25 protein-coding genes and 1 tRNA gene are annotated in these 16,789 nt (G+C 59.7%); 15 read left to right on the top strand and 11 right to left on the bottom strand.

Annotated features, from left to right (window positions below; genetic code table 11):
• Positions 1–194: 194 nt before the first annotated feature.
• The 4 genes from AB5K84_RS23995 to AB5K84_RS23980 all read right to left on the bottom strand — a co-directional run bounded on the left by AB5K84_RS23995 (position 195) and on the right by AB5K84_RS23980 (position 3,114).
• Positions 195–1,379 carry a tyrosine-type recombinase/integrase gene (locus AB5K84_RS23995; RefSeq protein WP_441232647.1) on the bottom strand — a complete coding sequence of 395 codons (1,185 nt, stop codon included), beginning with the start codon at positions 1,377–1,379 and terminating at the stop codon, positions 195–197.
• A gap of 171 nt (positions 1,380–1,550) precedes the next feature.
• A tRNA-Ser gene (locus tag AB5K84_RS23990) sits at positions 1,551–1,640 on the bottom strand.
• A 68-nt stretch (positions 1,641–1,708) separates the two neighbouring features.
• A complete protein-coding gene (locus AB5K84_RS23985) occupies positions 1,709–2,875 on the bottom strand; it encodes a tyrosine-type recombinase/integrase (RefSeq protein ID WP_011087297.1) in 1,167 nt (388 codons plus the stop codon).
• The gene (locus AB5K84_RS23980; protein WP_162494097.1) at positions 2,872–3,114 is read right to left on the bottom strand and encodes a hypothetical protein; all 243 of its coding nucleotides are present in this window, start codon (positions 3,112–3,114) and stop codon (positions 2,872–2,874) included. Before AB5K84_RS23980 ends, AB5K84_RS23985 begins: the two co-directional genes overlap by 4 nt.
• A 156-nt stretch (positions 3,115–3,270) precedes the next feature.
• Between AB5K84_RS23980 and AB5K84_RS23975 the strand changes: the two genes are divergently transcribed.
• The 5 genes from AB5K84_RS23975 (at position 3,271) to AB5K84_RS23955 (ending at position 5,532) form a co-directional block, all read left to right on the top strand.
• Positions 3,271–3,462 (top strand): helix-turn-helix domain-containing protein, encoded by a 192-nt coding sequence (locus AB5K84_RS23975; protein WP_038967912.1) that lies wholly within the window; start codon positions 3,271–3,273, stop codon positions 3,460–3,462.
• Between the two features lie 4 nt (positions 3,463–3,466).
• Complete coding sequence (locus AB5K84_RS23970; RefSeq protein ID WP_038967911.1) at positions 3,467–3,655, top strand: hypothetical protein; 189 nt, start codon at positions 3,467–3,469, stop codon at positions 3,653–3,655.
• A gap of 181 nt (positions 3,656–3,836) precedes the next feature.
• Positions 3,837–4,259, top strand: a complete 423-nt coding sequence (locus tag AB5K84_RS23965) for a hypothetical protein (RefSeq protein ID WP_441232646.1) — start codon at positions 3,837–3,839, stop codon at positions 4,257–4,259.
• Entirely contained in the window at positions 4,256–4,477 is a 222-nt protein-coding gene (locus AB5K84_RS23960; RefSeq protein ID WP_011087300.1) for a hypothetical protein, read from the top strand. Before AB5K84_RS23965 ends, AB5K84_RS23960 begins: the two co-directional genes overlap by 4 nt.
• A complete protein-coding gene (locus tag AB5K84_RS23955) occupies positions 4,474–5,532 on the top strand; it encodes a helicase RepA family protein (RefSeq protein WP_162494098.1) in 1,059 nt (352 codons plus the stop codon). The genes AB5K84_RS23960 and AB5K84_RS23955 overlap by 4 nt, the downstream gene beginning before the upstream one ends.
• Before the next feature lie 452 nt (positions 5,533–5,984).
• Here the strand turns inward: AB5K84_RS23955 and AB5K84_RS23950 are convergent, their stop codons facing one another.
• Positions 5,985–6,533: a hypothetical protein gene (locus AB5K84_RS23950; protein WP_162494099.1), complete on the bottom strand. Its 549-nt coding sequence runs from the start codon at positions 6,531–6,533 to the stop codon at positions 5,985–5,987.
• Between the two features lie 244 nt (positions 6,534–6,777).
• Here AB5K84_RS23950 and AB5K84_RS23945 point away from each other — a divergent pair, with 244 nt between their 5' ends.
• The 8 genes from AB5K84_RS23945 to AB5K84_RS23910 are packed head-to-tail and all read left to right on the top strand — an operon-like array spanning position 6,778 to position 11,784.
• On the top strand, positions 6,778–6,975 hold the full coding sequence (locus tag AB5K84_RS23945) for a hypothetical protein (RefSeq protein ID WP_038967909.1): 198 nt from the start codon (positions 6,778–6,780) through the stop codon (positions 6,973–6,975).
• On the top strand, positions 6,975–7,178 hold the full coding sequence (locus tag AB5K84_RS23940) for a hypothetical protein (RefSeq protein WP_038967908.1): 204 nt from the start codon (positions 6,975–6,977) through the stop codon (positions 7,176–7,178). The genes AB5K84_RS23945 and AB5K84_RS23940 overlap by 1 nt, the downstream gene beginning before the upstream one ends.
• A gap of 5 nt (positions 7,179–7,183) precedes the next feature.
• Complete coding sequence (locus tag AB5K84_RS23935) at positions 7,184–7,666, top strand: hypothetical protein (protein WP_011087303.1); 483 nt, start codon at positions 7,184–7,186, stop codon at positions 7,664–7,666.
• Positions 7,663–8,691: a hypothetical protein gene (locus AB5K84_RS23930; RefSeq protein ID WP_038967907.1), complete on the top strand. Its 1,029-nt coding sequence runs from the start codon at positions 7,663–7,665 to the stop codon at positions 8,689–8,691. The genes AB5K84_RS23935 and AB5K84_RS23930 overlap by 4 nt, the downstream gene beginning before the upstream one ends.
• Before the next feature lie 40 nt (positions 8,692–8,731).
• Positions 8,732–9,499 (top strand): hypothetical protein, encoded by a 768-nt coding sequence (locus AB5K84_RS23925; protein WP_038967906.1) that lies wholly within the window; start codon positions 8,732–8,734, stop codon positions 9,497–9,499.
• An 8-nt stretch (positions 9,500–9,507) separates the two neighbouring features.
• On the top strand, positions 9,508–9,900 hold the full coding sequence (locus AB5K84_RS23920) for a hypothetical protein (RefSeq protein ID WP_143279761.1): 393 nt from the start codon (positions 9,508–9,510) through the stop codon (positions 9,898–9,900).
• Positions 9,788–11,272 carry a terminase large subunit domain-containing protein gene (locus AB5K84_RS23915; protein WP_244442010.1) on the top strand — a complete coding sequence of 495 codons (1,485 nt, stop codon included), beginning with the start codon at positions 9,788–9,790 and terminating at the stop codon, positions 11,270–11,272. The genes AB5K84_RS23920 and AB5K84_RS23915 overlap by 113 nt, the downstream gene beginning before the upstream one ends.
• Before the next feature lie 50 nt (positions 11,273–11,322).
• On the top strand, positions 11,323–11,784 hold the full coding sequence (locus AB5K84_RS23910; protein WP_038967903.1) for a hypothetical protein: 462 nt from the start codon (positions 11,323–11,325) through the stop codon (positions 11,782–11,784).
• Between the two features lie 29 nt (positions 11,785–11,813).
• Here the strand turns inward: AB5K84_RS23910 and AB5K84_RS23905 are convergent, their stop codons facing one another.
• Genes AB5K84_RS23905 through AB5K84_RS23895 form a run of 3 tightly spaced genes read right to left on the bottom strand, consistent with a single transcriptional unit; the run spans position 11,814 to position 13,548 of the window.
• Positions 11,814–12,197, bottom strand: a complete 384-nt coding sequence (locus tag AB5K84_RS23905; protein WP_143279762.1) for a hypothetical protein — start codon at positions 12,195–12,197, stop codon at positions 11,814–11,816.
• A 56-nt stretch (positions 12,198–12,253) separates the two neighbouring features.
• On the bottom strand, positions 12,254–12,775 hold the full coding sequence (locus tag AB5K84_RS23900; protein ID WP_143279763.1) for a hypothetical protein: 522 nt from the start codon (positions 12,773–12,775) through the stop codon (positions 12,254–12,256).
• Positions 12,776–12,780: 5 nt separating this feature from the next.
• Entirely contained in the window at positions 12,781–13,548 is a 768-nt protein-coding gene (locus AB5K84_RS23895; protein WP_083860173.1) for a TIGR04255 family protein, read from the bottom strand.
• A gap of 422 nt (positions 13,549–13,970) precedes the next feature.
• Between AB5K84_RS23895 and AB5K84_RS23890 the strand changes: the two genes are divergently transcribed.
• Positions 13,971–14,411, top strand: a complete 441-nt coding sequence (locus AB5K84_RS23890; protein ID WP_038967899.1) for a hypothetical protein — start codon at positions 13,971–13,973, stop codon at positions 14,409–14,411.
• A 326-nt stretch (positions 14,412–14,737) separates the two neighbouring features.
• Positions 14,738–14,935 (top strand): hypothetical protein, encoded by a 198-nt coding sequence (locus tag AB5K84_RS23885; protein ID WP_082901036.1) that lies wholly within the window; start codon positions 14,738–14,740, stop codon positions 14,933–14,935.
• Between the two features lie 136 nt (positions 14,936–15,071).
• Here the strand turns inward: AB5K84_RS23885 and AB5K84_RS23880 are convergent, their stop codons facing one another.
• The 3 genes from AB5K84_RS23880 to AB5K84_RS23870 form a co-directional block, all read right to left on the bottom strand.
• Positions 15,072–15,365, bottom strand: coding sequence for a hypothetical protein (locus tag AB5K84_RS23880; RefSeq protein ID WP_011087305.1), 294 nt, complete (start codon positions 15,363–15,365; stop codon positions 15,072–15,074).
• Positions 15,362–15,649: a hypothetical protein gene (locus tag AB5K84_RS23875; RefSeq protein ID WP_082901037.1), complete on the bottom strand. Its 288-nt coding sequence runs from the start codon at positions 15,647–15,649 to the stop codon at positions 15,362–15,364. The genes AB5K84_RS23880 and AB5K84_RS23875 overlap by 4 nt, the downstream gene beginning before the upstream one ends.
• Positions 15,650–16,369: 720 nt before the next feature.
• Positions 16,370–16,693: a hypothetical protein gene (locus AB5K84_RS23870; protein WP_038967435.1), complete on the bottom strand. Its 324-nt coding sequence runs from the start codon at positions 16,691–16,693 to the stop codon at positions 16,370–16,372.
• Positions 16,694–16,789: the final 96 nt, after the last annotated feature.

Genomic DNA, 16,789 nt, shown 5'->3' with positions numbered 1-16,789 from the left:
TGCGCGCGAGGAATCGTTCAACCATAGACATGGAAATGACGAAGCCCCGCCCGCGATTCAATGATCGGGTTCGATGGGGACGCGCACCGCCTAAGCTTCGCCAAAAATCGCAACGTCTGCATCACATCAAATGGCGCGTCTGATCATCATATGACACAGAATGACATTTGAGTCAAGGCAAGCCCTTGAATTCATTAGGCTACTTCACTTTCGTGTTGACAAATTACATTGCTAACCTGTTGAGAAACTTCACTCCCCGCGCAAAAAATCGCCCAAGCTTCCATCAGTTTGCGGCGCTTCGCCAATGCTGTAGATCGCCGATACGCGGCCTCGGTTTCGTCGTCGACTGTATGCGCAAGAGCCATTTCGGCGATCTCACGCGGGAAGCTGGTGCAGTCGCCGGCCCAATCGCGGAAGGTCGATCGCATGCCGTGCGTGGTCGCCGCGCTGTTCGTGTGGCGCCCGATGCAGTTGCTCAGAGTCACATCCGACACGGGCCGGAATGGTAGCTGCGCCAACGCGGCGGCAGTCATGGGCACCTTGTGTTCCTTGTTCGCTTTCATGCGACTGGCCGGGATCGTCCACATCTCACCCTTGATCTCTCGGGCGGGATCCATCTCTGCGGCCTCGTTGAAGCGGCAGGCCGTCAGAATGATGAAGCGAAGCATGTGTGCGGCGTCGCTGGTATCGTCCGCGAGCGATCGCCAGAACTCGGGCATTTCCTCGTAGGGCAAGGCAGGATGATGCTTCACGTCTGATTTGCGGCGTTTGGCGAGCACTTGGTCTAGATGGCCTCGCCATAGCGCCGGGTTCTCCCCGGTGCGCAGGCCCTCTGCCTTCGCGGCGTTCAGGATGGCCTCGATTCGTCCGCGGACGCGCCGAGCAGTTTCCTTCTTGGTGCTCCAGATCGGCCGCAAAATCTTCAAGACGAGTTCGGTGTCGACAGCAGAAACGGCTATGTCACCGATAGTGGGATAGGCGTAATCACGTAGGCTGTTCGACCACTGCTGCCGGTGCTTCTCATTCTTCCATCCGGCCTCTTTGCCACCGATATATCGCCTCGCGTACCCCTCAAAGGTGATCGTTCCTTCGGCCTGCGCCTTAGCCTTGGCGCGCTCGGCGATACGGTGTTCGATTGGGTCAACGTTGTTGCGCACCAACGCACGCGCGGCGCCAGCATCCTCGCGTGCTTGCTTCAAATCTACATCACGGAGCGGCCCGAGGCCCATAAAGCGCTCTTTGCCCGTGGTCGGTGATTTGAATCGGAATATCCAGCTGGCGTTGCCGCTCTTGTCCACGTCGAGCCGCAGCCCGTCACCATCGGCGAGCTTGTCGCCAGGATTTGCACTCTTGATGTCGGTTTTGGTCAGCTTCCCCATCGCCCTGCTCCTGAAGGTGTCCGCCTAAACCCACGCCCCAACCCACGGCTTAGGCTCGGATATGATCTTGCGTGGTCGGACGCCTCCGAACAGGGATGTTCGGAAAGTGCTTTTAGATCAAGCACATGTTCGACACGGAAAGACGGATTAGGACAGATCTGGACTAGCAGGTGGCGGAAGGGGTGGGATTCGAACCCACGGTACCCTTGCAGGCACGCCGGTTTTCAAGACCGGTGCCTTAAACCACTCGGCCACCCTTCCAAGCCTTGAAATTGTTTAGCTTTTCGTCGCTTCGCAGAGAACGTTTCGTGGACTCTGCTACCGCTTTGCTACCCAACGTCGTCGGTTCGCTTGTTTATGGCGGCGCGCATGGCGACGTCAACCGCCGCGGCGGCCTCGCCCTGCATGTTCGGCATCAGATGACTGTAGATATCCATCGTGATCGCGATTGAGGAATGGCCCAGCCGCTCCTGCACGATCTTGGGATGGATGTTCGAGGCCAGCATGTGGCTGGCGTGGCTGTGCCGGAGGCCGTGGAGCGTGACCCGCCATTCTTTCAGGAACTCGGAAACGGAGTGTGTGAGGCTGCGAGGCTGGAGCGGCGAGCCGTCCGCCTGGGTGACCACATGCCGGTCATCGTCGCCGCGCACACCGAGGCGAAGCAGTTCCTCAGCCTGCATGACCCGCCAGCGCCGCAGCTCCTCGACAGCCATTGCCGGCATCGCGATCGTACGCGCGCGGCCGCTCTTAGCTTCCTTCTCGCGGATCGTGCCGGCGTCCGTCTGTTCGGTGCTCGCGACGACGGCCAGCTGACCGTTGTCCAGGTCCACCGAGCGCCAGCGCAGCGCCGTGATTTCGCCGCGACGAAGGCCGCAGAGGGTCGCAAGGATCAGGGGGATAAATAGGCGGCGCTCCCGCGCAGCATCGAAAGCGGCAGCAGTAGAATTCGCATCAATGGTCCTGACCGGCTTGCGCTCGATCTTGGGGCGATCCCGCTTCTCGAGCAGGGCAGCCGGGTTGCGGGGGATCAGGCGCCAGCGCTCGGCTTGCCCAAGGGCCGAAAACAAAACGCGGTGCATATGGTGCACGGTGCGCGGCGACAAACCGCCCTTCCCGTCCCGCCGGCCGTTCTCCAATGCCTTGCCATACGCCTCGCTGATATCAATCGGCTGGAGCTTTGAAAGGATCTTGGCGCCGAGCAGCGGCACAATGTTCTTGGTCGCGATTTGCTCGTAACGTTCATGGGTGCGCGGCGAGACGTTCGGCTTGATGTGCTTCAGCCAGCGATCAAAGAATTGAGCCAACGCAAGCTTTGACGGCTCGACATAGGCGCCATCGGACGTTTCGCTGATGAGACGCGCACACTCAAGCTGTGCCGCGCGCTTGGTGCCTGTGAAGCTGTGCCACTTCCGCTTGCGCTTGCCCGTGGCCGGATCACGCTGGTCCAGGATAATGGCCCAGTGGCCGGGTGATCGCTCTTTGATGCAGCCCTTCACTTCGTGCCCTCCCTTTTGAATTTTCCGACTAGCGCCTCGTAGAAGTCCGATGTCGCCATTTCCTCGCGCATAGCTTCCTTCACGATCTCCCGCATTTCCCTTTTGCGAAGCGCTTCCTCAAGAAGCGCCTCGATCTCGTCGGTCCTGGTCCGACCGTTCTTCTCCCGCTCGGCATCAATCCGCTTCAGGAGGCGAGCCCCCAGGCGGATACGCAGATGTTCTTGGACCTTCTCAGCCATCCCGGTGCTCCGTTGGTACAACATGGGATGACTTACCACGGCGGCGCGCACTTGGGAACAAAAAAGTACCGCATAGGTACAAAAAAGTTCTTGCAGGGTAGCAGCGAAGCAGCCAGCTTCCTGACGGTACGATTTTGTACCGCAAGGAGCTGAGCAATGACGGAGAAGGCGCTTACGATCAGCGTACCCGAAGCCGGGCAGCGCTACTTTGGGCTTTCCAGGAACGCCGCATACGCCGCGGCGGAGCGCGGAGATATCCCCACGATCAAGATCGGGCGGTTGCTGAAGGTGCCGGTCAAGGCGCTCGAGCAGATGCTAGACTGCCCCCGCAAGACGGAGGCCGCATAAGATCATGGCCTCGAAAAAGGAAAACCCCGCGCTGGCGGCACGGGGCAATCCGGTAACTGTTCAGGCGGACGGCTCGAACAACCCGGAATATGCCCTCGACACTCTTCGCGCGCAATACCTCGCTGAGATCTTTGCCCTCCCTGCCACTACGGCGCTCACCGTTGCCGAATTGGCTTTTGGGGAGGCACGGTAATGCACGTCAAAGCCCTAAAGCAGCAAATCGACTGCATCCGTGACCATGCTCTCGTGCACTATGCGCGAGGAGAGCAGGAAGAGCTTGCCCGGCAATTCCGGGAAGCCGCGCGCCTCATTGAATCAAGCAGGACGGCCGGGTTTGTGGCGTCCCTGTTGCCCTCGGATCCCAGGGGGGCTGCATGACCCGCTGCCTTCTCGGTATCGATCCCGGCGAGGACATGCCGATCGCGGCCGGTGAAGTGGACGCGGTAAACCTCGCTCGACGCGTTGCCGCTATGGCGCCCGATCTCGTCTTCCTGGAGCGTGTCAATGCGATGCCAGGACAGGGCGTTTCATCCACGTTCAAGTTCGGCCGCGCTTATGGTGTGGTCCTAGGCGTGATTGGTGCAGCGGCGCTCCCTTTGCATCTCGTCACGCCAGCAAAATGGAAGGGGCATCTCCGCCTGTCTTCAGACAAGGAGGAGGCCCGCGCATTAGCTCTGAGGCTTTTTCCGGCGTGCGCCGACCACTTTAAGCGGAAAAAGGATCATGGGCGAGCCGAGGCGGCGCTGATCGCTCGGTATGGTGCCGAAACGATGCGCCTGATCGGAGGTGGTGCATGAGCCATCCCCTCATGGTCTCCGATCCCAACGTCCGCAAACAGCTCCAGCTTGCCGGCCTTCGCTTCATGTGTAGCCGCGCGCGGTGGCTTGAGAGTGAGGCCAAAATTCTGGGTGTTAACCTCAAGAATGGCAACCTCTCAAGTCGAGAGGTTGACGCTCGCCTTGAGGAAATGGGCGCGCTCGAGCTCGTCTATCCCGAGCTGATGAGGTGCGAATGAGAACCCCTGACGTAGTGCAGGCCCGTCCGAAGGGTTTCGGGTTCGAACTGTTTGGCAATATTCGTTGTCCGACAGAGGCGGCCAAGTCGCACATCATCAAGGGCATATTCGCCTATGACGAGACGTCGGCTTGGGTTGGTCCACCTGGAAGCCTGAAGTCCGCCTTGCTGGCTGACGCTGCGGTCGCCATCGCCAGCGGATCGGACTGGTTCGGGCACCGCAACAAGCATCAAACTGGGGTGATTTACTTCGCCCTGGAACGCGCCGACCTCGTCCGGAGACGATTGTTGGCGATCGCGAAGACCAAGGGCCTGGAGCGGCTACCCATCGCTGTTGTCCCGGCGGTGGTCGATCTGGTTCGGCCGGACTCGGTGCGGAAGGTTCTCGATACCATCGCTGACGTAGAGGCGGAATTCTACGGGCCCGAGTACGACAAAGCCACAGGCGCCGGCGTCGTCATCTTCGACACATGGGCGAAGCTCATAGCTGCCGGCGGCGGGGATGAGAACCAGGCTAAAGACCAGGGAGCCATCTTCGCGAACATCCAGCGCATCAAGAACGTCACGGGCGGCCCTCACGTCGCCCTAATAGGGCACACCGGCAAGGAAGCCGACCGAGGTCCCAGAGGCAGCAGCGCGATTGTCGGTGACGTTGACTTGCTTGTGACGATCAGCGGCGAGGAGATCAAAACCGCTACCATCAGCAAGGCCAACGACGCTCCAGAAGGCCCGCTGTTCTCCTTCAAGTCGAAAGTGCATGAGTTCGGCTTGGACGAGGACGGCGACGCCATCACCGTGAACATCGTGGAGCCAACCGAAGCTCCCGCCCCGGCTGCCCGGTCGGCCAAGCTCTCAGCCAATCAACAGACGTTCTTCCGCATCCTCCACGATGCTGGAGACGCCGGCCTGACGCTTGAGGAGTGGAACAACGAAGCAAAGGCAGTCGGCATCGGCGCCAACCGCAAAGCAACGCTGCATGATCTCCGCAAAGCCTTGGAAGACCGTTCTATGGTCCGAGAGTATGGCGGGCGGTGGAAGGTTAACCACGGGGGCTAGGTACGGTTACGGGTTACGGCTCTCTAGAGAGAGCCGAACCGTAACGTAACTCCGTAACCCGCCCGAACCGTAACCGTAACGTAACCCGAACCGTAACCGTAACCGAAGGATTAGAGACGTGAAAAGGACCCCAACAGCGGCCGGCGGAAGCGGCTCACCGGCTGCGGTTGTCGCCTTAAGGGGCGCTGGCAGGATCCAACGTCGAGTTTGGCGCGCGTTCATGGCTCTGCCCGAAACCGAGCTCACAACCACGGAATTGGCGGCCTGGTGCTATCCTCGATCGACCGGGAGGCCTGATCGGCATCAACGGCGAGCAATCGTCCGAGCAGCGTCACGAATGGCGCAGCGCGTCCGCCGAGATCGGCCTGGAGGCGTCGTTTTCAGGGCCTTTGGTAGCAATGCGGTAGCAACATCGCATTCCGACGAGAGAGAATTAGAGTCCGCTCAATAGCTTAGCGAGCGACAAGCACCGGTTTGGCAATTCGGTCAGCCAGTGAATTGAAACCCGCCAGCTTTCGAGCGCGATCGATCACAGGATATATCTTCGACAGGTTAAGCGGCCCAATCAACACCGCATCTCGCCCATGGATGTTCAGGCCGGTCTCATCAATCCAACCACCGCCATTGAAGTGCAAAGAGGGTGACGAATGTCCGCCTTCGTACCCGTGCTCGTTCACGTCTCGCACATGGGTCAAAGGATCTGTTCCGTTCATAAACAGTCTCCGTTGGATCCGATCCAACGGCAAAAAGTCCTTCTTCGTCTCGCACAGTCTGTTCGCTCGGCGCCCATTGAAAATGAACGATTGCACCAGAGCCATCCGTATTGTTGCAGTCCTCACACTGACGGAGCCGACCGCAGGAGTGCCCGCCAAATGGACTCTTTTATCGATCAGATCCAGGAGAGTTTCAAAACCAGCGCAAGCCGTTTCTAGATACCATGCGAAGGCAGTCGCTGGGTTGGTGTCTATGGGACCTGGAGGGGAGCCGGCTTCATCGTCCATCAAGTGGCCTCCATGACCCGATACATGGCGGGATGAGTGCGGTTCTTCACCTTCGCGGCGCATGGCGCAAAGATAGGTGCGCCTCAAAAGATTTCCACAGCTTTGCAAGGTGTTTGTGCCTCTTCGTAGTCTATCGTCCCATCTCATTCCAGTAAGTCTTTGATATATTTATCATTTTTACTTCTGAATTGCAGTCGTTGGGCGTATATTGACCGCACCACATCACTCACTGGTGCAAACCAAGATGCCCGATCAAACGTCCGACCATTTCACCGAGCGAGCCGTCTTCAAGTGCTCGCCCGAGCTGCTTGACGTAATCGACCGCTCGGCGGCAGCGAGCTTCACCACGCGATCGAACTTCCTCCGCGATACGGTCGTCGAGCGACTGCGCAGAGAGGGCGTGATCCCCTCCCCGCGTGCATCCGTGGCGGGGGCCGCCTGATGCGGTCGAACAGCAAGCCCCATGAAGACCTCGTTTATGAGATCAGCCACGGCTCTTCGCAGGAAGCTTTTGCCTCGCTGATAGCCGGTATTGCCGATCGCATCGAAGCCGCGCGTCTCAACCCCGTGAAGGTCTCGGACCTGGTCTCCGTCCTCCGGGAGGATACGACCAAGCTGTACAAAGCTGTGATGCGGAAAGGCTAACCCAAATGGCCCCTCCCGTTCTCAGGCTCAAGATTCTCCCCAAGCCGGTCATCAAGGGGAAGATGGATGTCCGCTTTCCTGGGTCGGTGACGGCAATTAGTCCGATCTTGATCGACAAGACCGGCGGCAACTTCATCTTCAGCGTCGATATCAATGCGCTCGCCGCGATGATGGCGACGATCTTCCAGCCCAACGAGCTATTCGAACAGCACATTACTAATCCTGGTCCTGCCACCATCGGAAGTGCCATCGGCATTGTTCGCGTCGATCAGACCGTTGGCGCTGCGATTACGCTCAATCTTCCTCCTGCCGCGAACAAGTCATGTCCAGTGCTCATAGCCGACTGGAAGGGCGACGCGGGCACGAACAACATCACCATTACCCCCAGCGGTACCGAGAAAATCCAGGGCCGCTCATCATGGAAGATCGCGGGCGACACAGGCAGCATCTTCCTTCGTCCGATCGCAGGAATTGGGTACGTAAGATGAAAAGTATCTCGAAGCTTTTCCTGGCCACCGCTTTTGCTGCATTTTTTATGGCTCCGGCTCAGGCGCAGAACGCAGGGACGGTTACCGCCAACGCGTTTGCTGTTGGTAGCGGCCCCGGCATTGATGGCTTTGTTTCGGTCCTTTGCACTTCGGCTCAAGTGCCGATCGGCCAGGCTGGCGTTCCACAGTGTAAGACGATAACCGGAGACGTTTCGATCACCGCGGCCGGAGCCACCTCGATCGGCATCGGGAGTGCGGTTCAGGCCTTTGATACTGACCTAGCTTGCATCGCTGCCCTGTCTTCTACAGGGCTCATCAAGCGCACGGGCTCGGGAACGTGCTCGGCCGGAACGGCTGCCCTGTCTGATCTTGCGACCGGCACGCCGGATACCGCTATCGGCTACTTCGGCAGCACGACAGCATCGGCAACCTCAGTCCCGAATTGCACCGGGGCGTTGACCTACTCGACATCAACGCACACGTTCGGTTGCAATTCGACGAGCGCCGGCAATGTGTCCAATGTTGGCACTCCGACAAATGGACAGATTGCTCAGTGGACCACTTCAACGACGATCCAGGGCGTCAGCCTCGCCTCGCTCCTGACTGCGATGGCGACGCAGAACACGAACGCGACAAATCCTAGCGGCACGACGAGCACCGCAGGCGTCATGATGGGGCTTGGCTCGACGTGCAAGATCACCCCGGCTGTCACAGGGCGGGTCCGCTTTACGATTTCCGGCAGCGTAGCCAATAACAACGCCGCCCACTCTACGACAGTCGGTGGCCGCTATGGCTCCGGCACGGCTCCTGCAAATAATGCCGCCACGGCGGGGACGGCGTTTCTCATCAATTCTTTCACTGCTCTGACCGCATCGGCGGGGCAGGCCGTTCCGTTTACCGCCGATGGCATCGTGACCGGCCTCTCGACTGGCACACAGTATTGGTACGACGCCAATCTCGCGACTGATAGCGGCGCCACGACCTCCACAATCACTACCGTCTCTTGCATCGCGCAAGAGTTCTAACCGAGACCCGAAATACAGTAATTCCCCGAAGGGAGCTGCCATGACCAGCCGAGAACTTCTGAAGCGGACCGCGTTCGCCAAGCGCAATCCCGAATGGAACGATGACCTTCGCGGTGCCAACATCGCCATCGAGCATGCGCGCGGGATGGTTGCCGCGGGCAAGCTGACACACAGGGAATACAAAGATTATGAGGCGCATCTCTGGCACGAGATGCTCGACAAAATGCCGATGGAGGTCTTCTCCGAGATGCAAGCTGATGGCTCGCTCGAAGATCTGGAAGCGTTCGCGCGCGGTTACGATGATGACCGTGATTCCAGCAGCGTCGTCGAAAGTCGCAAGGCTGTCGAACGCAAGGTCAAGGCCGACGCGCTCGAGCAAAAATGGCTAGACGGCACGATCGATGACAAGACTTACGCGCAGCTTTCCCGCGATCACGTTGGGGCAAGCGAGCGCTTGGACAAGATGATCGCTGACGATGACCATGACAGAGCGGCTCACGAGGCGTTCAATAGAAACTATGCTGAAGAGCCGGACCACGAAAACGGGCTCGTGCGCTTCCTGAATGAAAACTACGGCCGCGGCAAAAAGCCGGATGGCAGCGACGTGGAGCCCTTCTCATTGAAGCGAGACGATCGCTCGAGCTGGGAAAAGGCGACCGACGATGACGGCTTCACTGATCTCGACAAGCTAGCGGATTTCGATCGCAGCGAAAGCGGCTCTGAATCTCATCATCCCGGCGGATATGTCGACCAGGAAGCCGTCCTCGATCTCGGATCCTCGTTCACCAACAACCCAAACCAAGACTAAGAAGGCTGATGGCAGAGCAGGACCCCAAGACCGGCCGCTTTCTCCCGGGCAACAGCGGCAACGGCGGCCGCCACAAGGGCGCGCGCAACAAGCTGCATGCCGATTTCATCCAGGCGCTATTGGACCACTTCCACATGCGGGGCACCGCGGAAAACGCTGCCAGCCTTCCGCGCGGTCAGGCAGCTATCGAGATCGTCTACCGGGAGAACCCGCGCGATTATCTAAAGCTGATCGCGAGCGTGCTCCCGAAGGAATACACCATCGAGGACAATCGGTATGACGACGTCGGTGACGAAGAGCTCAGGGAAATCATCGACGACTTCCGCCGAAAAGCATCTGAACGAGAAAGAAGCCAAGGCGCTGGCCAGGGCGCAAGCGGAGCTCAATCGGCGCTTAACTGAGAACCGGCTCAAGTATTATCGGCCCTACCCTAAGCAGCGTGCGTTTCACGAGGCTGGGCTCGTCTATCGCGAGCGCCTGTTCCGCGCCGCTAACCAGGTCGGCAAGACGATCGCCGGCGGCTTTGAGGCCGCTATGCACGCGACCGGCCGCTATCCCGGCGACTGGGCCGGCAAGGTTTTCGATGAGCCTACATTCGCCTGGGTTGGCAGCCCTACTGGTGAGACGTTGCGCGACAACCCGCAGCGCATTTTGCTTGGCCGCGTCGGGCAGCACGGGACCGGCTCCATCCCGAAGGATGCCATCGTGGAGACTGTACCGGGCGCCGGCGTATCTGACCTGGTGGGGACCATCATCGTTCGCTGGGGTGGTGGCGGCGACGTCCAAGCTGGTCTCAGCTCGATTGGCCTGAAGTCCTACGTTCAGGGTCGTGAGAAGTGGCAGGGCGAAACCCTGCACTGGCTTTGGTTCGATGAGGAGCCGCCCGAGGACATCTATTCGGAGGGACTGACGCGGACCAACGTAACCGGCGGCCCCGTGTGGCTCACCTTCACCCCCCTGCTCGGCATGTCCGAAGTTGTCCGCCGCTTCCTGCTCGAGAAGTCGCCGGATCGCCACGATACTTCCATGACGATCGAGGAAGCCGAGCACTTCACGCCCGAGCAGCGACAGAAGATCATCACCAGCTATCCTGCGCATGAGCGCGACGCCCGAACCAAGGGCATCCCGATCCTGGGCTCTGGCCGAATCTTCCCGGTCAAAGAGGAAACCATCACTGTCCCACCGTTCGAGATCCCCGATCACTTCCACCGGATCGGCGGAATGGACTTCGGCTGGGATCACCCATTTGCCGCGGTAGAGATCGCCTGGGACGCTGATCAGGACATCGTCTACGTCATCAAGGCCCATCGGCTGCGGGAGGCCACGCCCGTGGTCCACGCCGGCGCTATTCGGGCTTGGGGGCCCCTGCCCTGGGCATGGCCCCGAGACGGCCGCCGGGAGACGCTGGAGGGCGCTGGTGTGGCGCTGGCGCAGCAGTACGGGGACCAGCAGTTGAACATGCTGGACGCCCATGCGCAGTTTCAGGACGGCTCCGTGAGCGTCGAGGCCGGCCTGATGGACATGCTGACCCGTATGGAAACCGGCAAGCTGAAGGTATTCAGCACCCTGCTCGACTGGTTCGAGGAATTTCGGCTTTACCACCGCAAGGACGGCAAGGTGGTGAAGCTGGGGGACGATCTGCTTTCAGCCACCCGCTACGGGATGATGATGCTTCGCTTCGCCGAGCAGATTTATCGGCGGGACAAGCCGCGGCGCCGGCGGGGTTTCTTCTGGGGCGGCGGGCACGATAGCGGCGCCTGGTTGGGCCACTAGCTTGCTGCTGGGGCCCAAAGGTGACGCCCGGCTTGCCTTGAGACGATATTTTGTGGTTCGAGAAGGGAGATATCGAACTGCAGAATGGGGGAACACAGTTGCGTTGGGGGAAGGGCTTCTTTCGTGCATGGATTGTGCTTTCGATTTTATGGGTAGCGTTGGCCGTTCTCGCATTCGGGCCATCGACCTATGCCGCCCTTTGGAATGCACCCAAGTACGAAATCAGCTTTGGAAGCGGCCAGAAAATCACGCTGGATATGTCGAAAAGCCATGGCGATTTGGCAACGGCACTGGACGATGTGATCCAAAGGGAACCTAACGCGAATTTGAAGACCGGACCGATCCCCGATCGCAACGAAATCCTAGACCACTTTGGCGCGCGGTATTCGACTCCAGGGGACAAGGCCGTCACAGCGTGGTCGGTTACGTGGCTTCCCCCGGTCGGTTTGCTGATGCTCGGGTGCGCAATCGCCTGGGTAGCGAGCGGGTTCCGGCGTTCTTCCGTGGTCTAGCCCGCCTGGCCGTGACTATGTGGTGCCCCCTAGGGTTTAACCTGTTTGATTTTAGCCGGGTGAACCATCGTGACGCATCTTGCGAGCAGTTCTCGAACCAGGGCCGCTTCGGGGGTCTGGTGAGATGGCATGCCTCTGATTAGTGCGTGCGATGGATCCGCTGCATATCTTTCGTTTGCTTCCAGGGGATCAGAGTCGAATTGAAGGTCGGTGCTCACCGGGTCGGCCAACCGAACAAAGTCACGCGTTGGTCCGACGGGCAACTGAACCAAGTGGCCGGTGGCCGCATACGTCAGCCGCGCAACACGACGAACGTTGTCGAGTTGATTGGCCAGAGGCGCGGGAAACGCTTCAAGCCAATTGATGGAAGGCTCGTTTTCGCCGGGCCTGAAGAAGCCGTCGGCGTCCACCACTCCCTGATCAATCTGTGTCGGTCGAAGGTATCGAACGACGTTCCCGTCATTCGGTATCATGCAGTGAAAAGGTGCTCAATGCCCGCCGACCGCGCGAAACTCATCGCGCTCTCCAGACCAATGTTGCCGGACAACCGATTCATTGAAGCTGAGTTGCGGCGCGCAGCGAAGATAACGAATTGTGCCTCTCGCCCGCCAAAGAATTGAAGGCTGATCTGTTCTTCGCCAGATTTCCAAACCGCCCTAATGTTCCCAGTCCCGGTCACAAAAATGGCAGGACGGCGCAAGGACGAATTCTCCCTTTGGAATGCCCTAAAGTCTCCCAGAGAGCGCTCCGAGATTTGGATGCCTTCGGAGTAAGAATCAATTCGCAGTTCACGGAGCCGCGCCTCAACTTCGAGGCAAATCGAAGCTGCCTTGCTCAGGTCGGTCAGGCTGGATGAATAATCGACTGACGACGAACGGTCTTGAGGCTGTGGGCGAGGACGAGGACCAGAAGCCGCCCCCCTACGACCAGCAGGCTCAAAAATAGCCGATGGAGGAGAAAAAGCGGTAGCCGAGGGCAAATCAACGTTCATAGGAATCACTCAGGCTGCCATTTTTCACGTATACCCGGGCTGGTCGTGGCCGTAAAGCAATCGCTGATGACGTCATGAGCTCGACCGTACCAACTATCCGCGGTCGTCGGATCCTCTAAAACTCCAATCGTGCGAAACTCAAAGATAAGCGCTGTTTTCGCAATATCCACTGGGTTACGGGCGGTTCGCACCACCAAGTTCATGGATAGATCGTTCGCAAAACGGTATGCCGTAACATAGTTAATGTCCGGTTCCTGGATGCCCGAGATTGGGAGAACAGGGATGGTCAGGCCCGGAAACACTTCGTCGATTGCGGACACGCCATTCCATCCATTCTCCGCGGTTATGACATTCGTGTAGGTCAATTCCGTCAAACGGACTGGCGCCTCCTCCAATCCAAATTCGGATTTAAGGAACGATTGAAACGCGCCGAAATATCTGTCGAACTGCTGTTTGACGATTTCGAAGTGTGGGTACTCTTTGTCGCGCTTTCGCCAATTGAGCAGGAAGGCGTTTTTCTGGATCTGGATGAGCATGACCTCGTCCGCGGCCAACAGCCAATAACGAGGCATTGGATATGCTTCAAAGTTGAACACCGTCTGCCCTACAACCGGGATCGCCATTTCCGGCTGCTGTAGGATTGTCGGAAAATCATTACGAACTTGAGACCAAAAAAGGCCAACGTGCTCGGCTTGGAGTTGATGAATTGGCGGCTCAAAATACGCGCCAACGATCAGCTCATTAATTGGTGGCTTTTTGTACTTAATCCGCAAGCGAGCGCCTCTTCTGTCGAACTTCCCGCAACGACATTAGGCGGTGCCGGGCGGATTGTCAGCGCCCCACGCGAACCGCCCCCTTGGGGATGGATTTTTAAGCAAATCAGTGGTGGAGTGTCCGTGGGCTTGGAAACCCGGACCAGAGCTATTGCCGCACATGCTTGGTCAGCATGCTCCCGATTGGCGTCGGGGGGTCTCGGCTGAATGAGGGTGGTGCCTTCCCGGTACCGCACTCGACGGACGCACTTGGCGGTGCGGCTCCGAACTCTGCCCTTTTGGCCGAGGTCGGGCGTGCTGTCCAGAGGGGAAACCCTTAAAAGCGCTCGGCGTGTCGCTCTGGCACGTTTCCAAACCCCGGCTGCAGCGGCTGTCCCCGCTGCGACATAGGCCTTGGAAAGCCTTCAATCAGAGCAACCACCATGGAAAACATCAGAGAACTACCAGCGGAGTCCACCCGTGCGATTTTGTCCGGACTCGGCATCCAACAGCGGGAGCGCGCAAGGGCCATCAGCGACCTCGCTAGACTCAGGAAAGAGGCCGCGGCCGAGATCACCCGGCTGATCGCCTTCCTGGACGCCTCCGACCCCTACGTCATGACCGAGCTCGAGGACGAGTGCGAAGACGAAGGCGCGCAGTGCGAGGATGAGGGCGCCGAACATGACGGCCGCGAGCCTGACGTGGACGCCGAGCCGTCCCTAGGCAGCTGCGATCCGTCCATGTGGGGCGGCGATCAGACGCGCTGGGCATCCGGTGGCCGTAGGGACCTTGAGAGCGATCCCGCCGAGTCCGGCATTGGGGACCATGACGGTTTGCTGGAGCAGGTTGGAACGCAGGACTGGCAGCAAGGGGCAATGGCCTGATGCGCCTGATCCGCCTCTACATAGGCCGGCTCTGTTTCAAGCTGAGTATGTGTCTCGCCGTCGCCGGCAAGAAGGTCTCCGGCATCTGACAGCAAAAGGCCCGCCGGTACGCGCTGGCGGGCCTGTTCTGTTCTGCGTTATTTTAACGTGTATCCATATCCGGAACATCCCATCAGCGAAATTCGTCAACTTCCGAGGTGGTCAAGATTGACCATCTATCCGGTGCTGGACGTGCCAAAATTCGACCATCACCGCGCGGCCCCTGGCTTTCATCGGTGATGAGAACGCCACTAGCGCTCCCGCCTCCTCTAGAAAGGAGCAGCGCAATGCAGCGACGCCGCCCCAAGCAAACAATGTCCCTTGAAGAGCGCCTTGCCGAACAAGCCCAGCGTCTCCGTGAGGAAGCCAAAACGCTTCCACCCGGTATCGAACGTGAACGCGCAATCCGCAAAGCCCGGCAAGCCGAAACCGGCTCGCGCATCAGCGAGTGGCTGCGGTCGCCCGGGTTGCGAGCGCCAGAGTAGCCGCCCCAGTTGGCCAGCACACAAAGGAACAATCGGCCTTGGCGGCGCGTTTGCTAGCGCCCCCAGCCGAAAGGTAGCCCCCCCACTGCTGGAGGAAAACCCGCAAGGCGGGTTGGCGGCCCCGTATTGGGGCCGTTTACAATTCCCGCTTCAGCTTGCGTCGTCCCCAATGCGGTTCTTTGCCCTTGGGATTGAGCTCCGGGACGTAATGTCTGTTCAGCGCCCGCATGACCCCGATACGGGCGAACATCGTCGGGCCGCCTCGCTCGACCACCAGGAGCAAGGCTTCCATCGCCGCTCGCCACTCTGGCGCGTCGTGCTCCTTCTTCGGCAGCCCAGCGATGTACTCGCCGGCCTCGCGCAGCGTGGCCAGGCTGCGACCGTTGACCTCGATTGGCTCCTCGAAAGGCCGCCCCCAGCCTTTGATCATTGCGTGTTTCGGTACCCCATGATTGCAAACCGCGGGTTGCCTCCCTCGAAGTCCGGCCGAACGTCGGCACCGCGAGATCCGCAGCCCTGGCAGACAAATCGCGGCTCAAGATCGGATAGCCTTACATTGTCAGGCCAACGGTCGGCATCCAAGGCAACGTGATGGCCGCAATGACAATAGACCAACACGCCGCGCACGCCCATCTGCCGCATTTCGCCAAAGGTGATCTTGACGGGGCGACCGTCAACGTGCGCACGCGTGTGGCGTCGGACAGGACGAGGCATGCCGCCATCGAAACGCGGCGCAGGCCAGAGTCAAATTGTCGATTGCTAGTATCGCGGAACGAGCGCGAGCTACTGCCGGTCGTGGCTGTGCAAGACTCAGGGCGGGCTATCCTCGATGCTCGAGGGGCCCATACGATTTACCCTGACCGTCAATGCGATCAGACCGGCGATCGCGATCACCACCACCAGGCAAAGCGCCCCGCCCGCTAACCAGAAACACAACATTTGCCCGCCCCTTTTGTGAGTTGGGGCTGACGGATCTGCTACCCGTTTTGCTACCCAACTGGTAGGGACGACGCGGGATTGACGGAGACGAGAGCGCCGCACAATTGAGGGAAACCCTGCAATTTACGGAGCCAACGGCACACCCCGGCATGGGCCGGGATGGCCGTTCCAGAATTTCAAGACCGGTGCCTTAAACCACTCGGCCACCCTTCCAAACCCGGAATGGCTGTCGCTTAACGTAGTCGACGGCGCAAGGCAACGCGAAGTTGGCCCCTCGTCCCCCTCGACCGCCCTGATCTGTCAGGCGAGCGTCAGCCTGTTCCCTTAGCCTGGGTTTCTCAGCAATCCCGGACACTGGCGACATCTCCCAGGGCGTCGCTGGTTGCGAGGCCCGGTTTGGAGTCGCCTCCGTTTCCGGGCCTCGTTTGCTGCCCCCAAAGCAAAAACGGCGCCCCGTGAGGAGCGCCGCATGGAATTGTTCGTTGCTGGCTTGGCTCAGTAGCCGCAGGACGCGCAGCCCATCTGCACCGGGGCGTAATAGGAATAGCCGGGCGAGACCATCTCGACGCGCTGGCGCGTTGCGTATTGCGGCGGGATGCGCTCGTACTGGACGCCGGGCGGGGCGACCATCACAGTCTGCGGCACCATCACGGTGCGGTACTGCGCGGGCGTGCGGTGCGCAACGGTTGCGCCGGGCGACACCATCACGGTCTCGTCGACGGTGCGGTATTGCGGCGCGACGTATTGCTGCTGGTAGCAGGTCTGGCACGGCGGCGGCGCGTAGCAATTATAGCAGCCCGCGGAGGCTGCGCCCGTCATGGAAAGCGCGGCGACGGCTGTTGAGAAAACGACAGCAAGAGTACGAGACATTGTGGTGGTGCCCCAGTTGCCCGAAATGGATTTGCGAAGGTCGTA

Source organism: Bradyrhizobium sp. 1200_D9_N1_1, assembly GCF_052075915.1.
GTDB lineage: Bacteria > Pseudomonadota > Alphaproteobacteria > Rhizobiales > Xanthobacteraceae > Bradyrhizobium > Bradyrhizobium diazoefficiens.
The sequence above is the reverse complement of the archived record's forward strand: the minus strand, read 5'-3'. Positions and strand labels throughout refer to the sequence as shown.

Excerpts from the sequence above, each read along its gene's own strand:
- AB5K84_RS23975 (WP_038967912.1), top strand. The coding sequence starts at position 3,271 with ATGACGGAGAAGGCGCTTACGATCAGCGTACCCGAAGCCGGGCAGCGC.
- AB5K84_RS23870 (WP_038967435.1), bottom strand. The coding sequence starts at position 16,693 with ATGACGGGCGCAGCCTCCGCGGGCTGCTATAATTGCTACGCGCCGCCG.
- AB5K84_RS23935 (WP_011087303.1), top strand. The coding sequence starts at position 7,184 with ATGGCCCCTCCCGTTCTCAGGCTCAAGATTCTCCCCAAGCCGGTCATC.
- AB5K84_RS23950 (WP_162494099.1), bottom strand. The coding sequence starts at position 6,533 with ATGGACGATGAAGCCGGCTCCCCTCCAGGTCCCATAGACACCAACCCA.
- AB5K84_RS23955 (WP_162494098.1), top strand. The coding sequence starts at position 4,474 with ATGAGAACCCCTGACGTAGTGCAGGCCCGTCCGAAGGGTTTCGGGTTC.
- AB5K84_RS23880 (WP_011087305.1), bottom strand. The coding sequence starts at position 15,365 with ATGATCAAAGGCTGGGGGCGGCCTTTCGAGGAGCCAATCGAGGTCAAC.
- AB5K84_RS23925 (WP_038967906.1), top strand. The coding sequence starts at position 8,732 with ATGACCAGCCGAGAACTTCTGAAGCGGACCGCGTTCGCCAAGCGCAAT.
- AB5K84_RS23945 (WP_038967909.1), top strand. The coding sequence starts at position 6,778 with ATGCCCGATCAAACGTCCGACCATTTCACCGAGCGAGCCGTCTTCAAG.
- AB5K84_RS23900 (WP_143279763.1), bottom strand. The coding sequence starts at position 12,775 with ATGAACGTTGATTTGCCCTCGGCTACCGCTTTTTCTCCTCCATCGGCT.
- AB5K84_RS23940 (WP_038967908.1), top strand. The coding sequence starts at position 6,975 with ATGCGGTCGAACAGCAAGCCCCATGAAGACCTCGTTTATGAGATCAGC.
- AB5K84_RS23920 (WP_143279761.1), top strand. The coding sequence starts at position 9,508 with ATGGCAGAGCAGGACCCCAAGACCGGCCGCTTTCTCCCGGGCAACAGC.
- AB5K84_RS23980 (WP_162494097.1), bottom strand. The coding sequence starts at position 3,114 with ATGGCTGAGAAGGTCCAAGAACATCTGCGTATCCGCCTGGGGGCTCGC.
- AB5K84_RS23995 (WP_441232647.1), bottom strand. The coding sequence starts at position 1,379 with ATGGGGAAGCTGACCAAAACCGACATCAAGAGTGCAAATCCTGGCGAC.
- AB5K84_RS23885 (WP_082901036.1), top strand. The coding sequence starts at position 14,738 with ATGCAGCGACGCCGCCCCAAGCAAACAATGTCCCTTGAAGAGCGCCTT.
- AB5K84_RS23970 (WP_038967911.1), top strand. The coding sequence starts at position 3,467 with ATGGCCTCGAAAAAGGAAAACCCCGCGCTGGCGGCACGGGGCAATCCG.
- AB5K84_RS23890 (WP_038967899.1), top strand. The coding sequence starts at position 13,971 with ATGGAAAACATCAGAGAACTACCAGCGGAGTCCACCCGTGCGATTTTG.
- AB5K84_RS23965 (WP_441232646.1), top strand. The coding sequence starts at position 3,837 with ATGACCCGCTGCCTTCTCGGTATCGATCCCGGCGAGGACATGCCGATC.
- AB5K84_RS23875 (WP_082901037.1), bottom strand. The coding sequence starts at position 15,649 with ATGCCTCGTCCTGTCCGACGCCACACGCGTGCGCACGTTGACGGTCGC.
- AB5K84_RS23930 (WP_038967907.1), top strand. The coding sequence starts at position 7,663 with ATGAAAAGTATCTCGAAGCTTTTCCTGGCCACCGCTTTTGCTGCATTT.
- AB5K84_RS23960 (WP_011087300.1), top strand. The coding sequence starts at position 4,256 with ATGAGCCATCCCCTCATGGTCTCCGATCCCAACGTCCGCAAACAGCTC.